11 protein-coding genes are annotated in these 24845 nt (G+C 62.4%); all 11 read right to left on the bottom strand.

Annotation, left to right across the window (positions count from 1 at the left end; genetic code table 11):
* Positions 1 to 7 precede the first annotated feature (7 nt).
* Positions 8 to 1966 (bottom strand): Cache 3/Cache 2 fusion domain-containing protein, encoded by a 1959-nt coding sequence (locus ACYZGB_RS03135; RefSeq protein WP_462386742.1) that lies wholly within the window; start codon positions 1964 to 1966, stop codon positions 8 to 10.
* 211 nt (positions 1967 to 2177) lie between these two features.
* Positions 2178 to 3095: a pseudouridine synthase gene (locus ACYZGB_RS03130; protein ID WP_462386741.1), complete on the bottom strand. Its 918-nt coding sequence runs from the start codon at positions 3093 to 3095 to the stop codon at positions 2178 to 2180.
* Positions 3096 to 3152: 57 nt separating this feature from the next.
* Positions 3153 to 11981 carry a putative Ig domain-containing protein gene (locus tag ACYZGB_RS03125; RefSeq protein ID WP_462386740.1) on the bottom strand — a complete coding sequence of 2943 codons (8829 nt, stop codon included), beginning with the start codon at positions 11979 to 11981 and terminating at the stop codon, positions 3153 to 3155.
* A gap of 15 nt (positions 11982 to 11996) precedes the next feature.
* The gene (locus ACYZGB_RS03120; protein WP_462386739.1) at positions 11997 to 12794 is read right to left on the bottom strand and encodes an SEL1-like repeat protein; all 798 of its coding nucleotides are present in this window, start codon (positions 12792 to 12794) and stop codon (positions 11997 to 11999) included.
* Between the two features lie 264 nt (positions 12795 to 13058).
* A complete protein-coding gene (locus ACYZGB_RS03115) occupies positions 13059 to 13427 on the bottom strand; it encodes a hypothetical protein (protein ID WP_462386738.1) in 369 nt (122 codons plus the stop codon).
* 59 nt (positions 13428 to 13486) lie between these two features.
* Positions 13487 to 15001 (bottom strand): HlyD family type I secretion periplasmic adaptor subunit, encoded by a 1515-nt coding sequence (locus ACYZGB_RS03110; protein WP_462386737.1) that lies wholly within the window; start codon positions 14999 to 15001, stop codon positions 13487 to 13489.
* A complete protein-coding gene (locus ACYZGB_RS03105) occupies positions 14998 to 17232 on the bottom strand; it encodes a type I secretion system permease/ATPase (RefSeq protein WP_462386850.1) in 2235 nt (744 codons plus the stop codon). Before ACYZGB_RS03105 ends, ACYZGB_RS03110 begins: the two co-directional genes overlap by 4 nt.
* A 202-nt stretch (positions 17233 to 17434) precedes the next feature.
* Positions 17435 to 20665, bottom strand: coding sequence for an error-prone DNA polymerase (locus tag ACYZGB_RS03100; RefSeq protein ID WP_462386736.1), 3231 nt, complete (start codon positions 20663 to 20665; stop codon positions 17435 to 17437).
* A 157-nt stretch (positions 20666 to 20822) separates the two neighbouring features.
* Positions 20823 to 22409 carry a Y-family DNA polymerase gene (locus ACYZGB_RS03095; RefSeq protein WP_462386735.1) on the bottom strand — a complete coding sequence of 529 codons (1587 nt, stop codon included), beginning with the start codon at positions 22407 to 22409 and terminating at the stop codon, positions 20823 to 20825.
* Positions 22372 to 23244 carry a translesion DNA synthesis-associated protein ImuA gene (gene imuA, locus ACYZGB_RS03090; protein ID WP_462386734.1) on the bottom strand — a complete coding sequence of 291 codons (873 nt, stop codon included), beginning with the start codon at positions 23242 to 23244 and terminating at the stop codon, positions 22372 to 22374. Before imuA ends, ACYZGB_RS03095 begins: the two co-directional genes overlap by 38 nt.
* A 255-nt stretch (positions 23245 to 23499) precedes the next feature.
* On the bottom strand, positions 23500 to 24810 hold the full coding sequence (locus tag ACYZGB_RS03085) for an HD-GYP domain-containing protein (protein WP_462386733.1): 1311 nt from the start codon (positions 24808 to 24810) through the stop codon (positions 23500 to 23502).
* Positions 24811 to 24845: the final 35 nt, after the last annotated feature.

Raw genomic sequence — 24845 nt, 5'->3', positions numbered from 1 at the left:
GACGCGTTCAGCCCCGAATGGATGTCGCATCCTGCCCCAGATTGAACCGCGCAATCGCCTCCACCATCTGCTGCGCCTGCGTGCGCAGGCTGCTGGCGGCGGCGGCCATTTCTTCCACCAGTGCGGCGTTCTGCTGCGTGGTCTGATCCAGCTGCGTGACGGCCTCGCCGACCTGACCCACGCCCGCAGTCTGTTCATTGCTTGCGGCGCTGATTTCGGAAACCATGTCGGCCACGCGCTGGATCGAGCGGACCACCTCCTGCATGGTGGTGCCCGCCTGGTCGGCCAGCACCGAGCCCTGCTGCACCATCGCACTGCTCGCGCCAATCAGCTCCTTGATGGCCTTGGCCTCTGCGGCGGTGCGCTGGGCCAGGTTGCGCACCTCGGCCGCCACCACCGCAAAACCACGGCCTTGTTCACCCGCACGGGCGGCCTCCACGGCAGCGTTCAGCGCGAGGATGTTGGTCTGGAACGCAATGCCGTCGATCACGCCGATGATGTCGGCGATCTTCTGGCTGCTGCTGTTGATGTCCTGCATGGTGCTGACCACCTTGGACACCACCTCTCCACCCTGCTGCGCCACGCGGCTGGCGCCCACGGCCAGTTGGTTGGCCTGGCTGGCGCTGTCGGCGTTGTGGCGGATGGTGGCGCCCAGCTGTTCCATGCTTGCGGCCGTCTGCTCCAGCGCACTGGCCTGGCTCTCGGTGCGGCCCGAGAGGTCCTGGTTTCCCTGGGCGATTTCCGTGCTGGCGGCCGAGACGCTGTCGGCACTGGTGCGCACGGTGCCCAGGCTTTCCACCAGGCGGGCGCGAAAGCCCTCCATCGCCTGGGCCAGCGTGCCGATTTCGTCACGAGACCGCACCGACACCGCATGTGTGAGATCGCCCTGCGCCAGATAGGCCAGCGCGGTGCTCAGCTGTTGCACGGGCGCGCCCACCAGGCGGCGGGTGGCCATTACCAGCACCACTGTCAGCAAAGCCAGGGCCACCACCACCCCCAGCCACAGCCAGACCAGCACATTGCGGGCCTCGCTCATCATTTCGGTCAGGGGCGCCTCGGCCACAATGGCCCAACTCCAGGGCTTGTAGTGCTCCACCGCCAGATAGCGCGTGGCGCGGTCACCCTCACCGCTGCGGCGCGGGGACCAGTCCGACTCCAGATCGCCCGCCTGCCCCACTGCCGCCAGTGCCGCCATCCAGGCCTTGGCCTGCTCGTCCTTTTCGTCCACCTTGAGGGACTTGCCCGCGCCCGGCAGGCCAAAAATGTTGCCCCGTGCAGGGCCTGCTGACAGGTTGACCGCATAGACCGCCCCGGTGGCAAACAGCTTCTGCCCCGCCATCACGGTGTCGAGCTTGCCCAGGATGGCCCCCATGTCGGAGCCGATGAACAAAATGCCGATGGTGCGGTTGCCCTCGCGAATGGGCTCGTACACCGTCATGTACTCCCGACCAAACAGGCTGGCGCGGCCGATGTAGGTCTTGCCCTCGTTCATCAGGGCATAGGCCGGGTGCTTGCGGTCCAGCAGGGTCTTGTAGGCGCGCTCGCCATCCTGCTTCTTGAGCGACGTGGTCACGCGGATGAAGTCATCCCCCGTGCGAGCAAAAATGGTGGCCACTGCGCCACCGCTGTTTTTGGAAAAGCGGTCCACCACACCGAAATCGCCGTTCAGGGCCGTGCCCTGGAACGACAACACTGCCTCGGGTTTTCCATCTGCGCCGGGCACGTCGGCCACCGAGAAGGGGCCCTGGAAATTCGCCTTGAACAGGGTGAAATCGCGCCGGGCCTGCTCTTGCGCGGTTTCGTCAAAGGTCTGCACCAGTGTGCGCACCTGGGCGGCGTACTGCGTGGCATCGTCCCGCGAGAGGCGGCCAAAGTCGTTCCAGAGCAGGCCGCTGACGATGCCCATGGTGGCCAGCAAGACCACCAGCAGGCTGAACAAGGCGGTTGCCGAAAGTTTGAACGCCACTGAATGGCGGGTGTTTGACGAAATCATCTGGTGCTTTTCTGTAATTTATGCAAAGGCGTGCATATGAGGCAGACAAAGTACCCGATTCACTGAGTAATGCAAACAGCGCTGTCGGCAATGGCCTGTCAAAACCTAGGGAAAACCCTTGCAAAATTACCGATGCCCGGCAAGGGCGCGTGTGCCCTAACACCTGCGAGTGCGTGAAGAGAACCTACCCACCCATGGGCAAGTGCAGGGACTGTCGGCTCTCAAACACCCGCTGCGCCCCGGTGACCGGGTCCACAAACGCCAGCGACCTCGCCAGCAGCTGAAGAGGTTTCGAGTAATCGCCCTCGGGCGGGTCGTTCACCACCGGGTAGAACGGGTCATTGCGCAGCGGCAGCCCCAGGGCCGCCATGTGCACGCGCAGCTGGTGCCGCTTGCCGGTGATGGGCGACAGGCGGTAGCGCGCCCAGCCGCCTGCCGCCTCCAGCACCTGCATGTGGGTGTGGCTGTTGGGCTCGCCAGGCACCTCCTGCATGCGAAAGAACTGCGGGCTCTCCTCCAGGCGGCTGACATGCTCGCGGGGAAAGGCCACATCCGCACACCAGGGCGCGATCGCGTCGTAATGCTTGGTGATCTGCCGGTCGCGGAACAAGGCCTGGTAGGCACCGCGCGTGCGCTGCTGCACCGACAGCATCACCAGCCCGGCCGTGTCGCGGTCGATGCGGTGCAGCGGTGACAGCTCGGGCAGGCCCAACTGGCGCTTGAGCCGCACCAGCAGTGTGTTGTGCAGATACCGGCCCGAGGGCGTCACGGGCATGAAGTGCGGCTTGTCGGCCACCACCAGGTGCTCGTCCTGATACAGCACCACCTCGCTGAAGGGCAGCACAGGCTCAGCAGGCAGGCTGCGGTAGTAGTACAGGCGCAGCCCGCCCTCAAACGGCCGCTCAGGCACCACTGGCTGGCCGCGCTCGTCCACCACGTCGCCCGCCAACATGCGCTCGCGCCATTCATCGCGGGCCACCACCGGTAGCCGCTGGGCCAGAAAGTCCAGCATGCTGCCCTGCCCGTGTGTGGGCAGCACCACACAGCTGGGGCTCACGCCATCGCGCACGGGCAGGACATGGGGGTGGTGGGGGTTGTGCATGGCGCGGGGATTTTAGGGTGCCCCGCGATCATCGCTTCAACAACAAGGCGCCATGCACTACTGCCAGTTTGCGGCAATCACCGGGTTGAGTGCCGTTTGGTAGCCAGCTGGCAAAGCAGTCTGCCCGGCAGACGGCGGCGAGAACGCGGCCATCGCGTCAACCAGTGACTGCACCTTGGCATCGGTGAGCACTTTGCCATTGGCCCAGATCTGCTCCACACGGCGACTGGAGCCGACGTACCAGTCTTTAACAATTGCTTTGTCGCTTGTACCGATAACGCTCACTTCCAGGTTATTGCCCGCTTTTCGCAACCAGATCTGGTCATGCCGAACATTCGAGCCCCACTGCAACAAGTCAGTGACGTTGGAAGTGCTGTCATTTTCGACAATGGTGTCCTGGCCGGTACCGGCTTCCATGAAGTATGTGTCTCCACCTTTGCCACCCGTCAACGTGTCGTTGCCAGCAGCACCATTGATGACATTGGCGCCGTCATTGCCAGTCAGTTTGTTCGCCTTGCTATTGCCTTTGAAGATGTAAGCACCATTGCCTGAAAGGCTGTAGTCCGCGTTTTGGTCGGGCAACACATAAGCGTAGGTGTATGAGGACGGCGGGGGATTTCCAGGGCCGGTGCCACCACCGGCAGCAATTACCGCAGAGATCTTCGCCTGATCCCACACCTCACCACTGTCAAAGACAATCTGATCGATTTTGCTATCGGCTGGAGCGCCATCTTGCAATGAGTCTGCCTGGAAATAGTTGGACACAGTGACCTGGTCCGCTGCCCCCATCCGCACGACCAAGTTATTGCCTGAACGTTGCAGTAGAACCTCCGACGCCAGCCACCCATGCACCAGCAATTTATCAACAGCCGTTTTGACGTCGATGGCGTCCAGCGTGTCTTGGCCATCTCCTTTGTTGAACTCAAAGATGTCATTGCCTGAGCCCCCCGACAGAGAGTCGTTGGCCAGGCCACCGATCAAGGTATCAGCGCCCGCCTGACCATAAAGAGAGTCGTCTCCGGCCCCGCCATCAAGGCTGTCGTTCCCGTTTCCGCCATGCAATTGGTCCTTGCCACCCAGGCCAGTAATTGCGTCATTGCCACCGCCCCCACGAAGCGTGTCGTTGCCCGCAGTTCCACGAATGGTTTTGTTCTCAACAGCGATGTCAATGTTGAATACGTCTGAAACGCTCAACCCCTCTGAGTCAGTGGCAGTCACTTTGACGGCAAGGCTCGTAGTGCCGGCCGCAGGAGTGCCAACCAAGCGTTGGCTCTGAAAACGCAGCCAGGACGGAAGCGCTTCACCGCTGGCCAGCGTCGCCGAATAAGTCAACGTATCTCCGACATCAGAATCCGTAAAAGTGCCTGAAGGGATCAGGTAATCAAGAGATGTACCCTCAGGAATAGACAGGTCAGCAATCGACTTCGTCAAGACCGGGGCTGAATTAACACGGACCATGCTCGCAATCTGCGGAATTTCCCACAGGGTCCCATCCGAAAACATGATGGCTTGAAGCGGGTTTCGGCGATTCTGCGGATCGTTGTTCCGAAAGAACTGTTCCACCAAAATGGAGCTTTCTCCCAACTGGAGAAGCAGATGCTCCCCACTTCGCTTGACTTGCACGTGAGCGGGGAGTTTTCCGCTACCGCGCAAATCCAGAACGTTGCGCTCAGACACAACAGCATCCGCTTCCAGCGCCTTGATCACGTCTTGGCCATTCACTGTGCTGAACAGATAAACATCATCTCCTTCACCACCGCGCATCGTGTCATTGCCGTAGTACGCAACCAGCGTATCGTTTCCAGCCTCACCGTTCAGTGCACTGGCTCCACCTCGGCTTTCAAGGCGGTCATTTCCCTCTCCTCCATTCAGTACGCCACCCAGCGTGCCCCCCACGATGAGGTTGTCGGCACTGTTGCCACTCAAGGTCAGGCTTGAGGTTTCATCCAAAGCGATCAAGCGCTCCACGTTCTCGGGCAAAGCCGCATTGAAGCTCGTGTAAACCACATCTGTGCCTTGCCCCACCTCTTCAACGATCACATCCAGCGGGCTGTCAATGTAGTAGCTGTCGTTCCCCTCGCGCCCCACCAGCCGATCAGTACCCGCGCCGCCCCAGAAGCTGTTGTCGCCAGAGTTGCCTGACAAAACATCGTTAAATGCGCTCCCTTTGAGATGATCGAAATTCATAAGGGTGTCCACGCCTGCCCCACCCGTATCTTGCGCAGTGGTAGTTTGAAGCGATACCGTGACTCCACTAGAAGCGGACTCGTAGCTGGCCGTATCTTTGAGAGAGTATGAGCCGATGAGTAAATCGTTACCTCCACCGCCCTCCACCTCAATAGGCACAAAGCTGGAATTCACCGCCAGCAGATCAATGGTGTTGTCCCCACTGTTCCCCTTGTACTGCGCCAGCGGCTTCTCAGCGAGCGAATGCCGGATGCTTCCAGTCCGGAACGAAGTCACGGTCAGTTTTTCCACGTGCTCCGGCAGCGCTGCATAAAAAGCGTTCGTCAACAACGTGTCCAAGCCCTCACCAGCGTTTTCATAAATTCGCGCGCTCAGTGGCCCACTTACCTCGTACCACTGCGAATACTGCGTGTAGTCGGCATAGACCTTGTAGGTGTCATCTCCTTGCCCCCCGTACAACTGATCGTCTCCACCGCCACCCCAATCGATTGAGTTGGCTGCCGAGTTACCGCGAATCACGTTGTTTTCTGTGTTTCCAGTCGCGTTCACAGAGATCACGCCCGTCAAGGTGAGGTTTTCCACATTGGCAGGGAGCACGTAAGAGACACTGGAAAGAGCCGTGTCATTGCCACCGTTGATTTGCTCAACAATTTTGTCTGCAGCGTTGTCGATGGTGTATTGATCGTTGCCAGTGGTGCCGGTGAAGGTGTCTACCGCACCACTGCCGCCGGTAACGTTTGCAAGGATGTAGGTTCGGTCCCAGACCGTTCCGTTAGCAAACTTGATGGACTCGATGCCCGACTGGTTCTGCCCCTCGAAGAAGCCAGACACCCATACTTCCGTGTTCCCATCCACCACCCGGACGACCAACTTCTCGGGCGGCGTTGTGTTTCCAGCAGCTGCCTCGCGCGTCCGAATCAACACCACCTGCGTTGGCAAAACACCAGCGGCAAAAACAAGCTGGTCAACCCCTTGGCCCTCGCCTTCGGTGATTGAGTCCTTCCCGTCGTAAGCACCAAAAACATAGCGGTCATCGCCCGCCCCACCTATCAGGGTGTCGTCACCCCCATTGCCCTGCAAAAGGTCATTGGATTCGTACCCCTGAATCCGCTCAGGTCCGGCGCCACCAATCAACGCCCTGGCCTTGATCTCGGCCACATCCCACTGGATGGCAGGGTGGTCAACAAACTGCACCCTTTCGATCTTGCGATTGACACCAGATGTCTCCAGGAAGTAGTCATCGACACGAATGCTGTCCTGACTACCCGAGATGGAGAAAATCAGTGAGTTCTCATCACGCCGCACCAAGACATCTGCAGGATTGACACCCGCCTTGAAGCGGAGAGTGTCCAGCTCATTCGCCTGCATAGAAAAATCACGAATGATGTCATTGCCATCTCCCCTGCCAAAAAGGTAGGTATCAGAACCATACCCCTGGTAATAGCCGCGCATCTGGTCGCCGTTCCCCCCCAACAAAAGGTCATCGCCTCCTTGGCCATCCAAAGTGTCGTCGCCATACCCCGCAATAAGAATGTTCTTGAGTGCATCGCCCACAACAGCATCGTTGCCAGGCGTTCCAATCACATGGTCATAGCCCATCAAGTTCAGTGCAGACTCCACATTCAAGACCAGCGGCTGATGCGCTTGCGCTCCCTTGGCATCGGTGGCTGTGATCTTCAGGCTGAGATTGGTCGCCAGCCCGAGTCCGGGCATGCTGAAAAGTCTTCCCGTCGCAGAGTCAAACTGCAACCATGGGGGCAGCGGGCCACCATCGCTCAGGGTTGCGCTCAAGGTCAACACATCGCCCGCGTCTGCATCCGCGAAGCTGCCACTGGGAAGCGTGTAGCTCCATGCGACGTTCTCCTTGAACACCTGCGCCTGAAGCGGCGCCCCAGCGGTGGGTGCGTCGTTGGTGCTGTGAACCACCAGCGCAAAGGCGTGGCTGGCAGACACATTCTGGGCGTCCGTCCCAACCACCCGCAAAGCCAGGCGGCCCACATCTGCGTCAGCGGGTGTACCGCTAAACTTTTTAGTGGCGGGGTCAAACTGAAGCCATGCAGGCAATGGCTGCCCACTGGCCAGGCTAGCGGTGTAGGTAGCGCCAGCGCCCAAGCCAGAGAAAGCACTCCCAGGCACGGTGTACTCAAAGGCCGCATCTTCATCGGCCGATGCTTCCTCGTAGCTGAAATCGACCACAGAACCATCGGAAAACTTCAGCCTCCCTACGGGAATGTTCTCCAACATGGGCACGGTGATCAAACTCAGGTACTTCACCACCAGCTTGTCGCCAGGCAAGTCTGAATACTGAATCACCAGACTGTCGTCCTCTGCCGAGTATTCCGTAACGATGTCGTTGGCCGAAATTCCAGCACCAAACTCCAGCAGCAGCTTTTCTGCCAACGGTTTGCCGGGCGTAGGAAGCTCTTCAATCAAAACTGTGTCTGAACCATCCCCACGCTTCAGAACAATGCGCGTGGCCGATGTGCTGGTCTTGATCTTGTCATCGCCCTGGCCAGCCTGCACCGTAGAGCCCTTGCCATTGAGCTGGATGTCATCCGCCAATGCGCCTCCCAAGGCACTCGCGCCATCGGCATTGCTAACGGTAAAGACCTCTGTGCGCACATTGCTCGTGACATAGTCCGCCAAGGTAACGGAGCCGCCACCCGCCTCGACCAAACCAGAAAACCCGCCGAGCATCGCCTCGGCAATGGAAACCGTCTTGCTCGCAGAAGCAAACACCAGGGTGCCATCGAGCAGCACAGAGGCGGACATCCCTTCAACACCCTGAACAAGGTTGTTGCCCTCACTGTCCACAATCGCGTGGGAGCCATCCTCCGCACACACATAGACATCGTCACCCGCGCCCCCTTTGAGCACATTGGTGCCAGAACCCCCATCCAGCACATCAGCACCAGCTCCGCCGTAAAGGTGATCGTTGTCGGCGCCCCCAAGCAAGGTGTCGTTACCGTTGCCGGCAACCAGCATGTCATCGCCTGCGCCACCATCAATCAGGTCATCGCCGGTAAGAGTGCTCACGGAATCAAAGCGGGTTTCATCCTCACCAGCGATCCAATCGTTGCCATCCCCGCCCCGGAGTGTGTCATTGCCACCACCACCCGACATTTCGTCATCGCCTTCGCCGCCATCCAGATCGTCATTGCCGTGGAATGAGCCGCTTAGGCTGCTCACCTCATCATCACCATCCATGCGGTCATTGCCTGCACCACCGGTCAAAAAGTCGTCGCTGCCGCCACCTTGCATCACATCGGCACCTGCGCCGCCGTCCAAGTGATCTCTTCCATGGTGCTCACCGCTCAGAGCGCTTCCCGTGTCATCTCCCAAAAGCTGATCATCGCCGTCTCCCCCCACCAGCGAATCATTGCCCCCCTGCCCCCACAAGTCATCGTCGCCCTCGCCACCATCTAGATCGTCGTCACCATGGAAGGTGCCCCCCAGTTTGCTGCCTTCGGCATCGCCCTCCATACGGTCGTTGCCCGCTCCCCCCACCAGCGAATCATTGCCCCCTTGCCCCCACAAGTCATCGTCGCCCTCGCCACCATCCAGATCATCGTCGCCATGGAAGATGCCACCCAGTTTGCTGCCTTCGGTATCACCTTGCATGTTGTCGTTGCCCGCTCCGCCGATCAGCACATCGTCGTTGCCGCCTGCCACCATAACGTCGGCACCGGCACCACCATCCAGATAGTCCCGCCCGTGGTGTTCCCCTTTCAGAGTGGCATCAAAGTCATCACCGGTGAGTTGGTCGTCCCCCTCTCCACCAAGCAGGGTGTCGTCACCACCACCACCAACCAAATCATCAGAGTCGGCACCACCGTCCAGGTAGTCATCGCCATGGTGCTCCCCGGCAAGGTTGGCAACACTGCCATCCCCCCAAAGTTCATCTTCACCCGCGCCACCCACAAGAACGTCGTCCTTACCTCCACCAAACAAGCTGTCCGCACCATCTTCCCCGTTGAGATAGTCCTCGCCGTGGTGGGCTGCAGCCAAATCGGACTCTGACTTGTCATCGCCATAAAGCACATCGCTTCCCACCCCACCATAGAGCGCGTCACTGCCTCCCTGCCCGAACAGCGTGTCGTCATCGGCACCACCATCCAGAAAATCATCGCCATGAAGCGCGATATCCATTGTTTGGAGCTTATTGGGTGTAGTCGTACCGTCACCATTGATGACATCCTTGCCATCACCCCCGTGAAGAACATCACCATGGTCCATCCCCCACAAGACATCGTCGCCCGCATCACCACTCAAGTAGTCGGCCCCCTTGCCTCCAGTAATCATGTCGTCGCCGTCTCCGCCAAATGCGGCATCACTTGCAGAATCTCGAACCCCGATTTCAGCACCGTAAATAGTCCAAAACTTTCCGCCATCCCCCGTAGAAGCAGCCCAAGCACTGCCATCCACCAACAACGTCTCACCTGCGGGTATATCGACCTTGTCATCAACGTAAACACGCTGAATTTGACCAAGATCATCTGCCGTAAGAATGAAATCGTTCCCTGCGTCCCCATGCAATAGATCTGAGCCATTGCCCCCCACCAACAGGTCATCCCCCTCCCCACCGCGCAGCTCATCGTCACCACTGCGCCCCTCAAGCGCGTCATTACCACCCAGACCATTCAGCAGATCATTGGAACCATTAAAGCCCTTGAGCACATCGTTGAAGTTTGCTTCGGCTATGCCGCCGATCAGATCACCATCTGCCCCCCGCTCTACCTTGTTCCAATCGAAAACCTCCCTGCCATTGCCCAGCCCTTTGATGGGTGGGCGCTGGTCCCCATTCTTTATCGTGGTCGTATCCAACACATCGCTTAGCTCAATCCCCCAGGCGTTAGACACAGCCACCTGGGCTTGAGCCTGCGCCAGCTCTGGCATAGGCTGCCCTTGGTACGTCGCCGTGATCAGCGCCGCCCCGCTGGCATCCACCTCGGCGCCTTCCTGCACCAGTGCAATCGGAACCATCATCTGGCCCTCAGACAGCGTGATCACGGCGCCGTCCGCAGGCACAGTCACATCACCCAGGATGGCCTTGAATTTGTCCTTGAGATCGCTCAAGGACAACGTGATGGTGTCGCCCGCCTTGGCAGGGCGGTTGAGATACAGCGCGAGTAGTTCCCCCCCGTGCTCAGTCACGGCAGAGCTGCCACTGACAGTGGCGGGATTAAATGTTGCATCCTCTAAAGGGTTAGGCCCCAAAGAACTTCGGAGCAACACCTTAGGTGTAGTTGCCAGCTTGACACCCAAGTAGCCCTTTTCGCTGAACAACGCTTCACGATTAACGTGATTGAGTGTGATCGTGTTGGCCACTTCCCCCGTCTTCGCAATGACAAGTTGATCGCCACTGGTTTCGCTGGTCTTGAGGGTGTAGGTGTAGGCTTGTCCGTTGATCTTGGCTTTGAACGTGTGCAACGAGCCATTGCCAGAAGCGTATTGGCCGACCATCTCGCCAGTAGGAGCAATCGCGATGTTGCTGATCAGGATGGTCCCTTCTTCGTTCCCGCCCATAGCGGTGCTTTCGTCAATACTGTCTTTGCCGAATTTGCCGCTGAACTTATAGGTGTCAGAACCTGCTCCGCCTTCAAGTGTGTCGTTACCCTCCCCACCGTCCAGCACATTGGCCAAGTCGTTGCCGATCAGTTTGTCGTGGCCTTTGCCGCCTGTGGCATTTTCAATTGCTGTGCTTTCGTAAATAGCGACGTTGTCAATATTCGTACCAATAGTTGGTATTGAGCTGAAGTACGCTTTACCCGCCGTGAAATCGGTAGCGCGAAGATCGATAATGGCATCTTGCTCGCTTACTCTAATAAGACCATCTGCGCCTTTGTACTTGGCTGCCAGAGTGTCATTGCCACCCGAGTCCAATATGGTTTTTGCTCCATTCGGAACATCTATGATGTGCTCAGTGTCCCCACTGTTGAGGTCGTTGCGCAAGAATCCCATTGCCTTGAGGCCGACTACATCCATTAACATGGGAGTGATGCGACGCATACCACCATGAGATATATAACTCATTAGTGACCACTGGGCGGTATCGTATTTTTCTTTATCTAGCCTGCCATCAAATTCTCCATTTTCTTGTAGTCCACGCGCGGGGTGCGAGAGGCCCAAGGCATGCCCAAATTCGTGTGCTAAAGTATTGATACTTTTGGCATTCAATAAGTCCTTTGCATACGAATCCTCAAGAAATACGTCATTTGGTCTTTTGGGCCCTAGGTATCCGGCACCACCGTCTCCCGGAACAAAATTGATGGAAACTGACGGCTCCTCCGAAGCTTTTACCGCGTTGATGCCGATACGAATATCGGCCTTCGACGGATTATCTTCAAAAATAAAATTGATATTTGTAACATTACCCCAAATTGCCACGATCTGCTCTTTAATTATTTTTGCTTCGTCCCTGCTAAAAACTCTGACACCCACGCTTGCATTGATGTTTTTTGCATGATTAAAATTTTCCCTTATGAGCGCAGCTCTATTATCGAGAGTAGCCGCATCCAAACCGGAGTAGTATTTATCGGCCCACTCCTGTAGTGTGCCAATCTGATATAATCCATCTGAATTTTTGCTGGTAAGAATGTGGACTTTGACAGGGCTGTTGGGCTGAATGCCACGAGCTATTGCAAGGCGTGTTATCTGGGCGGCAATATCGTCAGAAGTTGGAACTATTTCTTCTTGCATATATAAACTCTGAATTTATTTTGAGGAATTAAGTTGGGGCGGAAAAAGGCCTTCTATTTGAATTGATCGCAGGGATTTTCGAAAGCGAGCGATCCAGTATTCGGCCATGGTTTTAGAAGGTGCAACCCCGCGCCCCTTGTCGTAAAGTTTCGATAGCGATAATTTCGCCCCAACTGAGCAAGCTCTGGGAGCAGCCATGGAACACCAGTAAAAAGCTTGTGCATCATCCTTTTTTTCCACGCCAGGAACCTCGCTCAGGTTCTTGTCATGTGCTGTGCAAAGCCATTCTGCCGCTGCCGGATTGCCACCACGTGCGGCGATCTCCGCCCACTTGGGTATGTCGGTGATTTTTAATATGGGGTGATCGGGGTAGGAACGGTAATTCCAACGGGCACGTCCCATCTCCATCAACCAAGTCGCGGCCTGGGGTTCGCCAGCCTCTGCCGCATCGATCACAGGCTGCAGCAACTCTTTGAGAAGGGGCGGGCTGATTGGTTTGCGCTCGCCATCAGGTTCTGCGGGGTCGACGGGCTCGGTCTTCCAGCGCGGATCCAGCACGTAGGCATAGTAGGCGGCTGCGCCTTTGGAGCCGTTGGCGATAGCCTTTTTGAGCCAGGCTAGGCGGTCGTCCTTGTCCTGCGCGGCCAGGCCCATGAAGTATTGGGCATCGGCGTCGCCATTCTTAGCCCATGATTCCTGAGCTCTTATTTGCTCTGGTGGCATTGGCTGAACAAAGGCACTACGCCCCCATTCCCTCTCGCACGGCGTAGGGATGTACATGCCACCGCTGGAACCATAGGCGGTGGCGTGCAATGAAAATAAGATGAGTAAAGCGGATTTGGTCGCAGATGGAAATCGTAGACTAATTCTCATAAATTGACCTCTTCTCAGATTTTGTTAAATTGATTGAAAAATTCAATTTGGCACAGCGTTGCGAACAAATCATTTCAATAGTATTTGGTTGAGTCATTTTTCTCCATTATTAATGATCTCAAGATTTTTCACAAATATCAGCACTTTTCTCAATTGCGTGGTCGCACCGCTACCTGCACGTCTTATTATCGATTTATCGGCCATTTATGCGCCTGCATCCACGCCCCACATCTGAAACGCATTAACTAGCTGCCCCAAAGACGCTTCCACCTGCCCCATGGCGGGCGCTGCAAACCCCGCCATAGCCTGTACCAACTGCTGCACCAAAGCATCCTGGCCCCCTGGTGGTTGCGCAAGCAGATGCGGCTTGGTGAAGACGCTCTCCCACACCCCCCGCAACGCTTGGTCCTGCCAATAGGTGGAAAGCCCGTCCAGATACGACTGGGGCGCCCAGTCCAAGGGTAGTTGCAGGGGCTTGTGCGTCCCGAAGGCCAGGCTGTCTTCGCTGATAAGGTAGGGCCCGACTGCGCCCCGGTAGGTCTGTGTTGCTTGGTCAAACTGCATGTTGTTCATAGTGATTTCCTCTGATGTCACTTTGGTTTTGGATAAATTCGGAGCTGAACCTCGATGGCTCACCGCTCCCTCAAACTCTCACTCCCCGCCCTCTGAATCGGACTGAGCAGATATTCAATGACTCTTCGCTGTCCCGTCTTGATCTCCGCCGTGATATTCATCCCCGGCGCGAGTTTTATGAGCTTGCCATCAATGTCGATGCTGGTCTGGTTCAGTTTCAGCGTCGCCGGGAAGATCGCCCCGCGCTTCTCGTCATTCACCGCGTCCTGCGTGACCTTGTCCACGCTGGCTTTGACGGTGCCGTACCTTGTGAACGGGAAGGTCTCCAGCTTGATGGCAACCTCCTGCCCCGGGGCCACAAACCCGATGTCCTTGTTCTCCAGCGTGACCTCGGCGCTGACGCTGGCGGCATCGGGAACGATGACCATGAGAGCTTGGGCTTCGGTGACCACGCCGCCTTCGGTGTGCAGGGCCAGTTGTTGCACGGTGCCTGACACCGGGGCCGTGAGGGTGGCGAGTTGTTCGCGCTGGGTGGCTTTGGTGAGTTCTTGCCCGGTTTGGTGGCGCTTGAGGTCCGCCTGGGCCTGGCGTTCGCTTAAAGAGCGTCTTGTTTCTGCCAGGTAGGCGCTGCGGGTGTGTTCGGCTTCGCGCAGGGCGGCCTGGGCTTCCTGGTAGCGGGCTTGCTGGGTGGCCAGGTCGCGTTCGAGCTCGATGCGTTCGCGGGTGCGGTCCTGGTTGGCGTGGCCGGACATGAAGCCTTGGGTAGTGAGCGCCTGGAAGTCTTGTTCGCGCTGGCGGGCGATGGGCAGGGTGGCTTCGAGCTTGCCGATCATGGCGCGCACGGTGGCCATTTCGGCCTGGCGGCGCTGGTGTTCGGCAGACAGTTTGGCCAGGCGGGCGGTGATGTCGCTCCACTCGGCGGCCAGTTGGGCCTGGGTGTCGGCCTTGTCGGTGGGGGTCCAGTCTGCTGGGGTGTCCTGGCGAAGCTCTTGATTGATGGCTTTTTTGGCATCCACCGCCTGATGGGTGGATGCTGATAGCTCTTGTTTTGATAGCATTTTCTGCAGGATCTGCGCGCGCAGCCATTCGGACTGGGCGGCCTTGCGGGTCTCCACCAGGCTGGCTTTGTCGGCCTGGGCGGTGGTGGGGTCCAGCTCTACCAGGGGCTGGCCTGCTTGTACGTGGTCGCCGTCTTTGACGAGGATGCGCTGGACCACGCTGCGCTCCAGGGGCTGGATGACTTTGGTGCGGTCGCTCACGATGATGCGGCCGGGGGCCACGGCCACGATGTCGATCTTGCCCAGGATGGCCCAGGCCAGGGCGATGAGGAACAGGGCCATGAGCACGTAGGCGATGCGCCGGGGTGCCGGGTGCACGGGGGTTTCCTGCAGGCTCAGGGCTGCGGGCAGGAAGGCCTGTTCGTCGGCCAGGCGGGCGGGGCCAGCCAGTTCGTGGCGGTGTTGCCAGGCGGCTTGGAAGATGGCGCGGTAGCGGGCCAGCAGTTCGCTGGCCGGATGGCGGGGGGTGGCTGCCTGCGCTGTTGGCTGTGCCGTTGTCTGTGCTGCGCTGTTCATGCCGCCACCTCTTGTGTGGGGTGGTTGCCGCCGCCGGGTGTGGATGGCGCTGTGGCCCGGCCGCTGCCATCTTGCATGCGCCACAGGTGGGCGTACAGGCCTTGCTGTTTCTGGATCAGGGCGTCGTGCGGGCCGGCTTCCACGATGCGGCCTTTGTCCATGACGATGATGCGGTGGGCGTGTCTTACCGCGCTCAGGCGGTGGGCAATGATGAGCACGGTGCGACCCTGGCAGATGTGCTGCATGTTGCGCTGGATGATGGCCTCGCTCTCGTAGTCGAGCGCGCTGGTGGCTTCGTCCAGGATGAGGATGCGGGGGTTGGTGAACAGTGCGCGGGCGATGGCGATGCGCTGGCGCTGCCCGCCCGAGAGGCTGCCGCCTTGTTCGCCCACCAGGGTGTCGTAGCCTTCGGGCAGTTCGCTGATGAAGTCGTGGGCGCCGGCCAGTTGGGCGGCGTGGACCACGGCTTCGATGGGGGCGGCGGGGTCGGCAATGGCGATGTTCTCGCGCACGCTGCGGTTGAAGAGCAGGTTTTCTTGCAGCACCACGCCCACCTGGCGGCGCAGCTGGGCGGCGTCGATGAGGCTGATGTCGATGCCGTCCACCAGGATACGGCCTTGTTCGGGGGTGTACAGGCGCTGGACTAATTTTGTGAGGGTGCTTTTGCCGGAGCCGGAGCGGCCGACGATGCCGATGACCTCGCCAGGGCGCACATCCAGGCTCACGCCGCCGAGCACGGGGGCGGCTTCGGGGCGGTAGCGGAAGTGGATGCCGTCCAGGGTGATGCGGCCTTTGATGGGGGGCAGTTGGGCGGCGCTGCTGGGGGGCACTTCGGTGCGGGTGTTCAGGATGTCGCCCAGGCGGGCCATGGAGATGCCGGTCTGCTGGAAGTCGGTCCACAGCTGGGCCATGCGCATGATGGGCTGGGCCACGCGCTGGGCAAACATGTTGAAGGCCACAAACTGGCCCACGGTGAGTTCACCCCCCATGACCAGGTGGGCGCCGTACCAGAGGGTGGCGGCGTTGACGAGTTTGCCAATGAGGTTGACGCCTTCGTGGGCCCAGCTGGCGAGGTTCTGGGTCTTGAAGCTGGCGCTGACGTAGGCGGCGAGCTGGTTGTCCCAGCGGCGGGCAAACGAGGGCTCCAGCGCGCTGGCCTTGACGGTCTGGATGCCGGTGACGGTTTCGACCAGCATGGATTGGTTTTCTGCACCCCGGGCAAACTTGACGTCCAGCCGCCTGCGCAGGATGGGCACCACGGCCAGGCTCAGGCCAAAGTACAGCGGCAGGCTCACCAGCACGATGAGGGTCAGCGGCACGCTGTAGAACAGCATGACGGCGATGAAGATCACCGAGAACAGCACGTCGAGCACAACAGTGAGGGCGTTGCCGGTGAGGAAGCTGCGGATGTTCTCCAGCTCGCGCACGCGGGCCACCGAGTCGCCTACGCGGCGGGCCTGGAAGTAGGCCAGGGGCAGTTGCACCAGGTGGCGGAAGAGGCGCGCACCCAGTTCCACGTCGATGCGGCTGGTAGTGTGGCTGAAGACGTAGGTGCGCAGGGCGTTGAGCAGGCTCTCGAACACCACAACCACCACCAGGCCGATGACGAGCACATCGAGCGTGGTGATGCCCCGGTGCACGAGCACTTTGTCCATCACGACCTGGAAGAACAGCGGGCTGACCAGGGCGAAGAGCTGCAGCATGAAGGAGATGAGCAGCACCTCACCCAGCAGCTTGCGGTGTTTGATAAGGCTGGGGATGAACCAGGAGAAGTCGAACTTGGCCAGCTCGCCCGCCAGGCTGGCGCGGCTGGTGATGAGGATGAGTTCGCCCGTCCATTGGGCAGCGAAGGCTTCCATGGAGTCGATGACGGGGCGGGCACCCGCACCGGATGCGGCGGGGTCTTGCAAGAGCACCCGCTGGCCGTCGCATTGGGCCAGCACCACGGTGCGCACCGTGCCATCGTCCGCGCGCAGCAGGGCCAGGGCGGGCAGTGGGCTCAGTGGCAGGCGGTCAATGGTGGTGCGCGAGAGTTTGGCTTTGAGGCCCAGGTGTTTGGCGGCGCGGAGTTGGTCGTCCACGCTGGCTGCGTCGCTGGGCTGCAGGCCCAACTGGTGGGCTAGGGTGGCAGGGTCTGCGGCTACCTGGTGGAAGCGGGCTATGACGCACAGGGCGGCGAGGCTTTCTATCCCCCGCTGGCAAGTTGCAGTTGTGGTTGCAGGGCACGGCAATGCCTCGCCTTCTGAAGACGATCGAACTTCCACGGTGCTTTCCCTCTCTGGTGCTTTTGGTTGTTTGACTCCATCGTAATGCGAATTATTATTGATTACCACAAAAATCAGTGTCACTGATTGCCACCAGCAACAACTTCTCCTTTTTCCTGTCACATATCAATTTCTGCCGGTCTTGGTGTGCCGTTCTCACCCCGCTGGCTCAATGAAAATCCCGGCTGCCGTGCAGCGCCTGGGCCATGCGGCCGAGCAGCGGGGTCAGGTCCTTGAAGCGCTGGGCCACGAGGTGGCGCACCACGGCGGGTGCCTGGCCTGAGGTGGAGGAATGTGCGCTGCCGCCCTCGGGCACGCTGCACTGCCACAGGCCTTCCACGGCCAGCAGTTGGGATCTGAGCAGAGCGTTGCGCCAGCGGTCCACCATGGCGGGCCAGACGATGACGTTGACGGGGCCGGTTTCGTCTTCGAGGGTGACGAACATGGTGCCCTTGGCGGTGCCTGGGCGCTGGCGCACGGTGACGATGCCGCAGGCGCGCACCTGGCGGCCGTGGGGCGTGGCCACCAGCTGCAGCGCGGTCTGCAGGCGCCAGCTGGCCAGGCGCGGGCGCAGCAGGGCCAGTGGGTGGCGGCGCAGGGTGAGGCCGGTGGCGGCGTAGTCGAACAGGATTTCTTCGCCCTCGGGGGCGGCTGGCAGCGCCAGCGGTGCTTCGAGCACGGGCACATCGCGCAGCAGGGCCGGGGCGCTGTGCTGGGCGGCGGCGTCCCACATCTGTTGGCGCCGGTGGCCTGAGAGGCTGGCCAGTGCATCGGCGGCGGCCAGGGCCTGCACATCCTGCTGGCTCAGTTGGGCGCGCAGGGCCAGGTCTTCGGTGGTGCTGAAGGGCGATGTGGCGCGGGCCAGCACCAGGCGGTCTGCCGCGCCTTTGCCCAGGCAGCCGACCAGGCACAGGCCCAGGCGCACAGCGGGCTGCGGCTGCTGTGGCCGGGGCAGGCCCTTGGCAGGCAGCAGGTGTTCGGCGGGGCCTTCCAGCGTGCAGTCGTGGTCGCTGTGGCTCACGTCGATGGGCAGCACGCGCACGCCGTGGCGGCGTGCGTCCTGCACCAGCTGCGAGGCGGTGTAGAAGCCCATGGGCAGCGAGTTGAGCAGCGATGCCAGGAAACACGCGGGCTCGTGGCACTTGAGCCAGCTGCTGGCGTAGGCCAGCAGGGCAAAGCTGTGGGCGTGGCTTTCAGGAAAACCGTATTCGCCAAAGCCGAGCATCTGCTGGAAGATGGCCTGGGCAAATTCGGTGCGGTAGCCGCGCGCCTCCATACCGCCAATAAGAGGCCGCTCGAACCGGTGCACGCCGCCCTTGCGCTTCCAGGCGGCCATGGACCGGCGCAGGTCGTCGGCCATGCCGGGCGTGAACCCGGCGGCGATCATGGCGATCTGCATCACCTGCTCCTGGAAGATGGGCACGCCCAGCGTGCGTTCGAGGGCTTCTTCCAGTTCGGGCTTTTCCAGCTCCAGCGGCAGGCCCTGCCGCCTGCGCTCGCGCGCCTTGAGGTACGGGTGCACCATGCCGCCCTGGATGGGGCCGGGCCGCACGATGGCAACCTCGACCACCAGGTCGTAGAACGTGCGCGGGCGCAGGCGGGGCAGCATGCTCATCTGGGCGCGGCTTTCGATCTGGAACACGCCCACGGTGTCGGCGGCGCAGATCATGTCGTAGGTGGCGGGGTCTTCGTGCGGGATGTCCTTGAGGCCCCAGTGCTCGCCGCGCAGCACGGCCCGCAGCTGCAGGCAGCGGCGCAGCGCGCTGAGCATGCCCAGGGCCAGCACATCGACCTTGAGCAGGCCCATGTCATCGAGGTCGTCCTTGTCCCACTGGATGACGGAGCGCTCCTTCATGCTGGCGGGCTCGACCGGCACCAGCCGCGTGAGCTTGCCCTGGGTGAGCACGAAGCCGCCCACATGCTGGCTGAGGTGGCGCGGAAAGCCCTGGAGGTCGGCTGCCAGCTCCAGCCACAGCGTGGCGGTGTGCGGGTGCAGCGCGGCGCCAACCGCCTGCGCCAGTTCCTGCAGGCGGTCGGCGGCGAAGGTTTCGTCAAACCAGTGGTGGTCCTTGGCAAACGCATCGACCAGCGCGGGCGCCACGCCCAGGGCCTTGCCCACGTCGCGCAGGGCGCTGCGCGTGCGGTAGCTGGTGACGACGGCGGCAATGGCGGCGCGGTCGCGGCCGTATTTGTCGTAGATGTACTGGATCACCTCCTCGCGCCGGTCGTGCTCGAAGTCCACGTCGATGTCGGGCGGCTCCTTGCGCTCCTTGCTGATGAAGCGTTCGAACAGCAGGTGGGTGTTCTCGGGCGGCACGGCCGTGATCCCCAGCATGTAGCAGACCACTGAGTTGGCGGCAGAGCCGCGCCCCTGGCACAGGATCTTCTGGCTGCGGGCGTAGCGCACGATGTCGTGCACGGTGAGGAAGTACATCTCGTACTGGCAGTGCGCGATCAGGTCCAGCTCTTTGCGGATCTGGTCCAGCACCCGCTGGGGGGCGCCCTGCGGGTACTCGCCTTCCACGCCGGTCTGTACCAGCCAGGCCAGCGCCTGGGCGGGGGTCATGCCTTCGGGTACGGTCTCTCGCGGGTACTGGTACTTGATCTCGTCCAGCCGAAAAGTGCAGCGCCCGGCCACCGTGAGCGTGGCCGCCAGCAGCTCGGGCGGGTAGATGCCCGCCAGCCGCACGCGCTGGCGCAGGTGGCGCTCGGCATTGGGCTGCAGCGCAAACCCGCACTCGGCCACGCTGCAGCCCAGGCGCACGGCGGTGATCACGTCCTGCAGCGGCTTGCGCGAGCGGGCGTGCATGTGCACGTCGCCCGCCGCCACCAGCGGCAGGCCCAGCTGTGCGCCCACGCGCTGCAGCGTGGCCAGCCACAGGCCGTCGTCGGGGGCCAGGTGCAGTTCGACCGCCAGCCAGATATGGCCGTCAAAATCAGAGCCAAAACAGGTCTTTGCGCGCGAAAGACAAGCCTCAATAGCTATTAAATTAATAGCATCAAAGCGTTTGCGGCAAGGCGCCAGCAGCAGCTCGCACCCCTGCAGCAGGTGCCAGGAGCTGGCCGGGCCCACGTGGTACTGGCCCTTGGGCGCCGCACGGCGCGCGGCCGAGATGAACTCGCACAGGTTGCCCCAGCCCTCGGCGTCGCGCGCCAGGGCCACCAGCCGCAGGTCGCCCCACAGAAACTCGCTGCCCACGATGAGGTGCAGGCCCGTGGGCTGGGCGGCCTTCCAGGCGCGCACCACGCCGGCCACCGAACATTCATCGGTCAGCGCCAGGGCCTGGTAGCCCAGTTTGGCCGCGCGCTCCACCAGCTCGTGCGGGTGCGATGCCCCGCGCTGAAAGCTGAAGTTGGACAGGCAGTGCAGCTCAGCATAGCCCGGCAAGGATGCAGTCATCTCCATTCCCTATGGCGCTGCGCGCCACCCACCAGGATTGAAACTGGCGCGCCCAAGGCGAGGGCCGCCGCACAAGGGCCACCCGCCGCGCTGGCGGCGCCCTCCTGCCCGCATCGCACAGCGCTGCGAGAGCGGGGGAAGCCGTACAGGGGGTGTTTCAAAACACACCATGCAGAAACCAGCGAGGGGGCCGCGCCATCGCCTGCGAGCCTTCGGGCAGCGGCGCCAGCCGCTCGCGGAACACCCACACCAGGCCCGCCACCGCGTTGTGCGCCACAAAGTAGTCGCGCAAGGCCAGGCCAGTGCCGGGGGGTGTGGGGTCGTCTGCCCCGCCATCGCCCGCAGACCACCAGCCCGCCTCGAAGCGGTGGGGCCCGGCCAGCAGGCGCAGCAGGCCATGGTGGCAGGGGCGGTTGCCCTGCACGGCCAGCCGCTGGGGCGGGTTCAGCAGCCAGGGGGGCAGCAGCAAGGCGTCCGGGCTGGCATCCAGCGCGGCCTCGGCCCCGCCGCCTGCGCTGGTGGCGGCAGAGCGCCGGGTGGATGGGCGGCCCAGCACCTCGGCTGCGGGGCGCCACTGCTGCATAAGCTCGGGGCGGTGGTCGGCCATCAGCACGGGGGCCTGCACCTGTTCGGGCCCCAGGCGGGCCGACAGGCGCTCCAGCAGCTGGTGCAAGGCTTCGCCTGGGGACGCAGGGTTGTCGGCACCGCCAGGGCAACCGCCACCATGATCGCCGGGCGGCAGCAGGCTGGCACTGCGGTGCGGCAGCGGTGCCGACTCCAGCAGGCGCAGCGTGATCTGGTTGGCCGGTGCGGCCAGGGTGGTGCGCGCCAGGTTTTCAGACAGCAGGCGCCGCAGGTGCGCCATGTCCTGCGTGGCCTGGGCGGTGCGCACCAGCAGGGCCTGCGTGGGGGCGATCACCACCCCGTCGATGCGCCGCAGGTCGTGGCGCCAGGCCAGCTCCAGCGCCAGTGCGCCCTGCTGGCGCGCCTGCAGCCAGCCCTGCAAGGCCGTGAGGCAACGGTGGGCGCTCCACAGCAGGGCGTCGGCCGAGGTGGCCAGTGCAGGCAATTCGGTGGCCAGCGCAAACTGCTCGGGCAGCTCCAGCCAGGCATGGGCTTCGGGGGCTTCGCCCAGGGCCTGGTCCAGCACCCGCAACACCCCAGCCCCCAGGCGCCGGGCCAGCCCGGCACGCGGCAGTGCCCACAATGCGCCCCAGGTGCGGCAGCCCATGCGCTCCAGGCTGGCCACATGCGGGCGCAAGGCGGTCAGGGTGTGCAAAGGCAGGGTGTGCACCGCTGCCCTGTCTTGCCCTGGCCGTCCTTCTTGCCCTCGTGGTGGATGCCCGGCCAGCGCCATGCGCAGCCAGGCCTGCGCTACCAGGGCCGTGGGCCCACAACCCCAGTGGGCCTGCATGGCGGGTGATTGCTGCGGTGGTATCGGTTGTGGCGACGGCACATCCTCCGCCCCGGCTGCCTTGGTGTCTGCCAGCCCCCCGGAGGCTTCGGCCCAGGCCTGCAACACCAAGACCCGCAAGGCATCGCGCCCGCCCCAAAGGCGCTCGGTGGTCGAGACCTCCAGCAGCACGGTGTCGCCATCCACCAGCGCCACGCGCGGGGTAAAGCGCAGGGCCCACCAGCCTGCGGCGGGCGCAGCCATCGTGCCAGCCGCAGCCGCCGCCCCGGTATTGGCCGGGCTGGCTGCGGGCTCATCCCGCCATGGCAGCGGCAATGCGATCCAGTGCATGCCCCCTCCCCTGCAGCGCCGCCACTGCGGGCTCCGGACGCATGGGCTGCGCCGCCTGGCCCCCCGAGGCCGCTGCGTTGTAACGCGCCACCATGGCGCGGGCCACCACCTGCGCGGCGTGGCGGCGCTCGGCCTGCGCCGCCAGTGCCTGCGCCAGCCGGGGGTGGCAGCCCGGCAGATCGAGCGCCTGCACCAGGGGCGGCCCCCGGCGCTTGAGGATCTGCACCTGCATACCGGGCGCGGCAGGCGCGGATGTATCGGCAGACAGCCACCGCCCCTGCACCTGAAGCCGCAGCAGGGCTGGCGATGCCTGTGGCGCGGCGCTGATCGGGCGAAATACCCACAGCAGTTGCTGTAGCTGCGCCGCCGCCAGCTGCAATCTGCGCAAGGCTGCAGCGGGGGCCTGCGGCAGCCAGGCCATGACGGCCAGCACATCGCTGCACCGCAGCGCCTGTTCGGCCGCCCAGAATGCCGCACGGGCGCTGTCGGCCCGCACCACACACAGCCGCTCGGGCAGCAGCCCCTGCGCCTTCAGTGCCGGGCCAAAGGGCTCGCAAGGGGGTGCCACCGCCACCACGGCCCCTGCGCGGCGGGCCGTGGCCTGTGCCAGCGCAGGCAATACCAACAGCCACTCATGCAGGCCCGCCAAGGGCTGCAGCACCTCGCACAGCGCACCCAGCGGCCAGCCCCCGCCCGGCAATTGGGCATCCAGCGGCGCGTACCCCGTGGGCTGGGCCGCCTGCGGGCCCGCCCCCAGGGCATCGGCATGCCAGACACCGGGCACGGCAGAGGGCAGATCGGGCGCAATCCGCAAGGACAGGCTGGGCGCGGGCATGGCGGGGACGGGGCTTCAAAGAACAAGAATGCTGTAAATATAACCAGTATTTTGAAGCATGGCGAGCCGGAAAGGGATGGCGCCAGGGTCTGAGGGGGCATGGGGCTGCTAGCGCTTGCAGGCAAGGCCGAAAAGGCCTGTGGCCCCTCGCCATGCTCAGGCCAAGCCATGCCTACGGCATGGCGGTGGAACAGCGATTTACCTTTCGCAGCAGGCGAGCCACCAGCGTGCCCTCTGCACGCGCCTTGAGGCGTGTCAGAGCCGCTGCAGCGCCCAGTCGCACCAGTCCGCCACAGCCGCATCCATGGGCGTGGCGCGGTCCGACAGCTGGGGCCAGCGGCGGTGGCTGGCGTTCAGGATGCTCTGCAGCTGCCACAGCGCCTCCCGCCCCACCAGGGCCACTTCGGCCATGCCGATGGCATCGCCCTGCAACTGCGCCAGCAATTCGCCCTGGTGCTGGGGGTGAGAGCCCGCCTCGATCAAGGCTTTCTGCAGTGCCAACAAGCGGGAATCGGTGAATGCAAAGGCGCTGTCTGCCGGGGCCTTGGCAGCACCGGGGGGCAGGGCCGCCTTGAGCTGATCCCAGTAGGTAAAGGCCTCGGCCAGCAGGTCAATCTGGCGGGGAGCATCATTGCCCAGCGGCATCAGGGCCGATTCGCGTGCCACCTCTTCCTGCAGCAACGGCAGGATGTGGGCCACGAGCGCGGAAGGGAATTTGCGGTGGTTGAGCCGCAGCACCAGCGACAGCCGCTGCGCGGGCATGTCCTCGTATTTTTCGTAGAACGCAGTCACCACCTCGGCCAGCAACAGGATGCACCCCATGGGCGTGATGTCGGCACCGGCCAGGCCACGCGGGTAGCCGCTGCCGTCCATGCGCTCGTGGTGCTCCAGCACCGCCACCTCGGCGGCACGGGCGTACACCTTGGTGTCGCGGATCATCAGCATGGCCGTGATGGGGTGCGCCACCAGGTGCTTGCGCTGCACCCCCACCACCTTGTGGTCGGGGTCGCTCCAGGCGGGGTCCATGTGCAGCACGCCCAGGTCGTGCAACAAGGCCGCAGCAGCCAGGGTGCCGCAGTCACGCTCCGCCAGCCCACTCTTGATGCCCAAGAACACGGCCACGGTCATCATCTGCAAGCTGTGTTCGAACAATTCGGGGCGCTGGTCGCGCATGACCGTGAGCTTGCAGGCCATGGGCGCTGGCAGGACCAAGGAGCGCAGCGGCGCCAGCAGGCAGGCCGCCGAGGGGCCCAGCGCCTCGGCCAGCATGTTGGGCAAGGCCTCCTGCTCAATGAGCGCCTGCCCCGCTGCCAGCAAGGCGGGCACGTCCACGGGGTTTTCGATGGACAGGTGGCGATCGATGGGTTCGCGCAGCTTGTGCTGCACCAGGCGGTCGTACAGGCGGCTGTCGATGCGGGCGCCCTTCTCCACCAGTTTGATGCCGTTGTCGGTGTAAATGGCGGCGTCCGCCACCACCGTGCGGCGGTCGGCCATGTCGGTCAACGCGCGCAGGTAATGGGGGCTGTCAGCGGTATCAATGTCCGCCGAATCGAGGGGGTCTGTCATGCGAGGAACAACAAATCGTTACCTCGGACTATATG

Source organism: Acidovorax sp. Q11 (genome assembly GCF_054950075.1).
The sequence above is the reverse complement of the archived record's forward strand: the minus strand, read 5'-3'. Positions and strand labels throughout refer to the sequence as shown.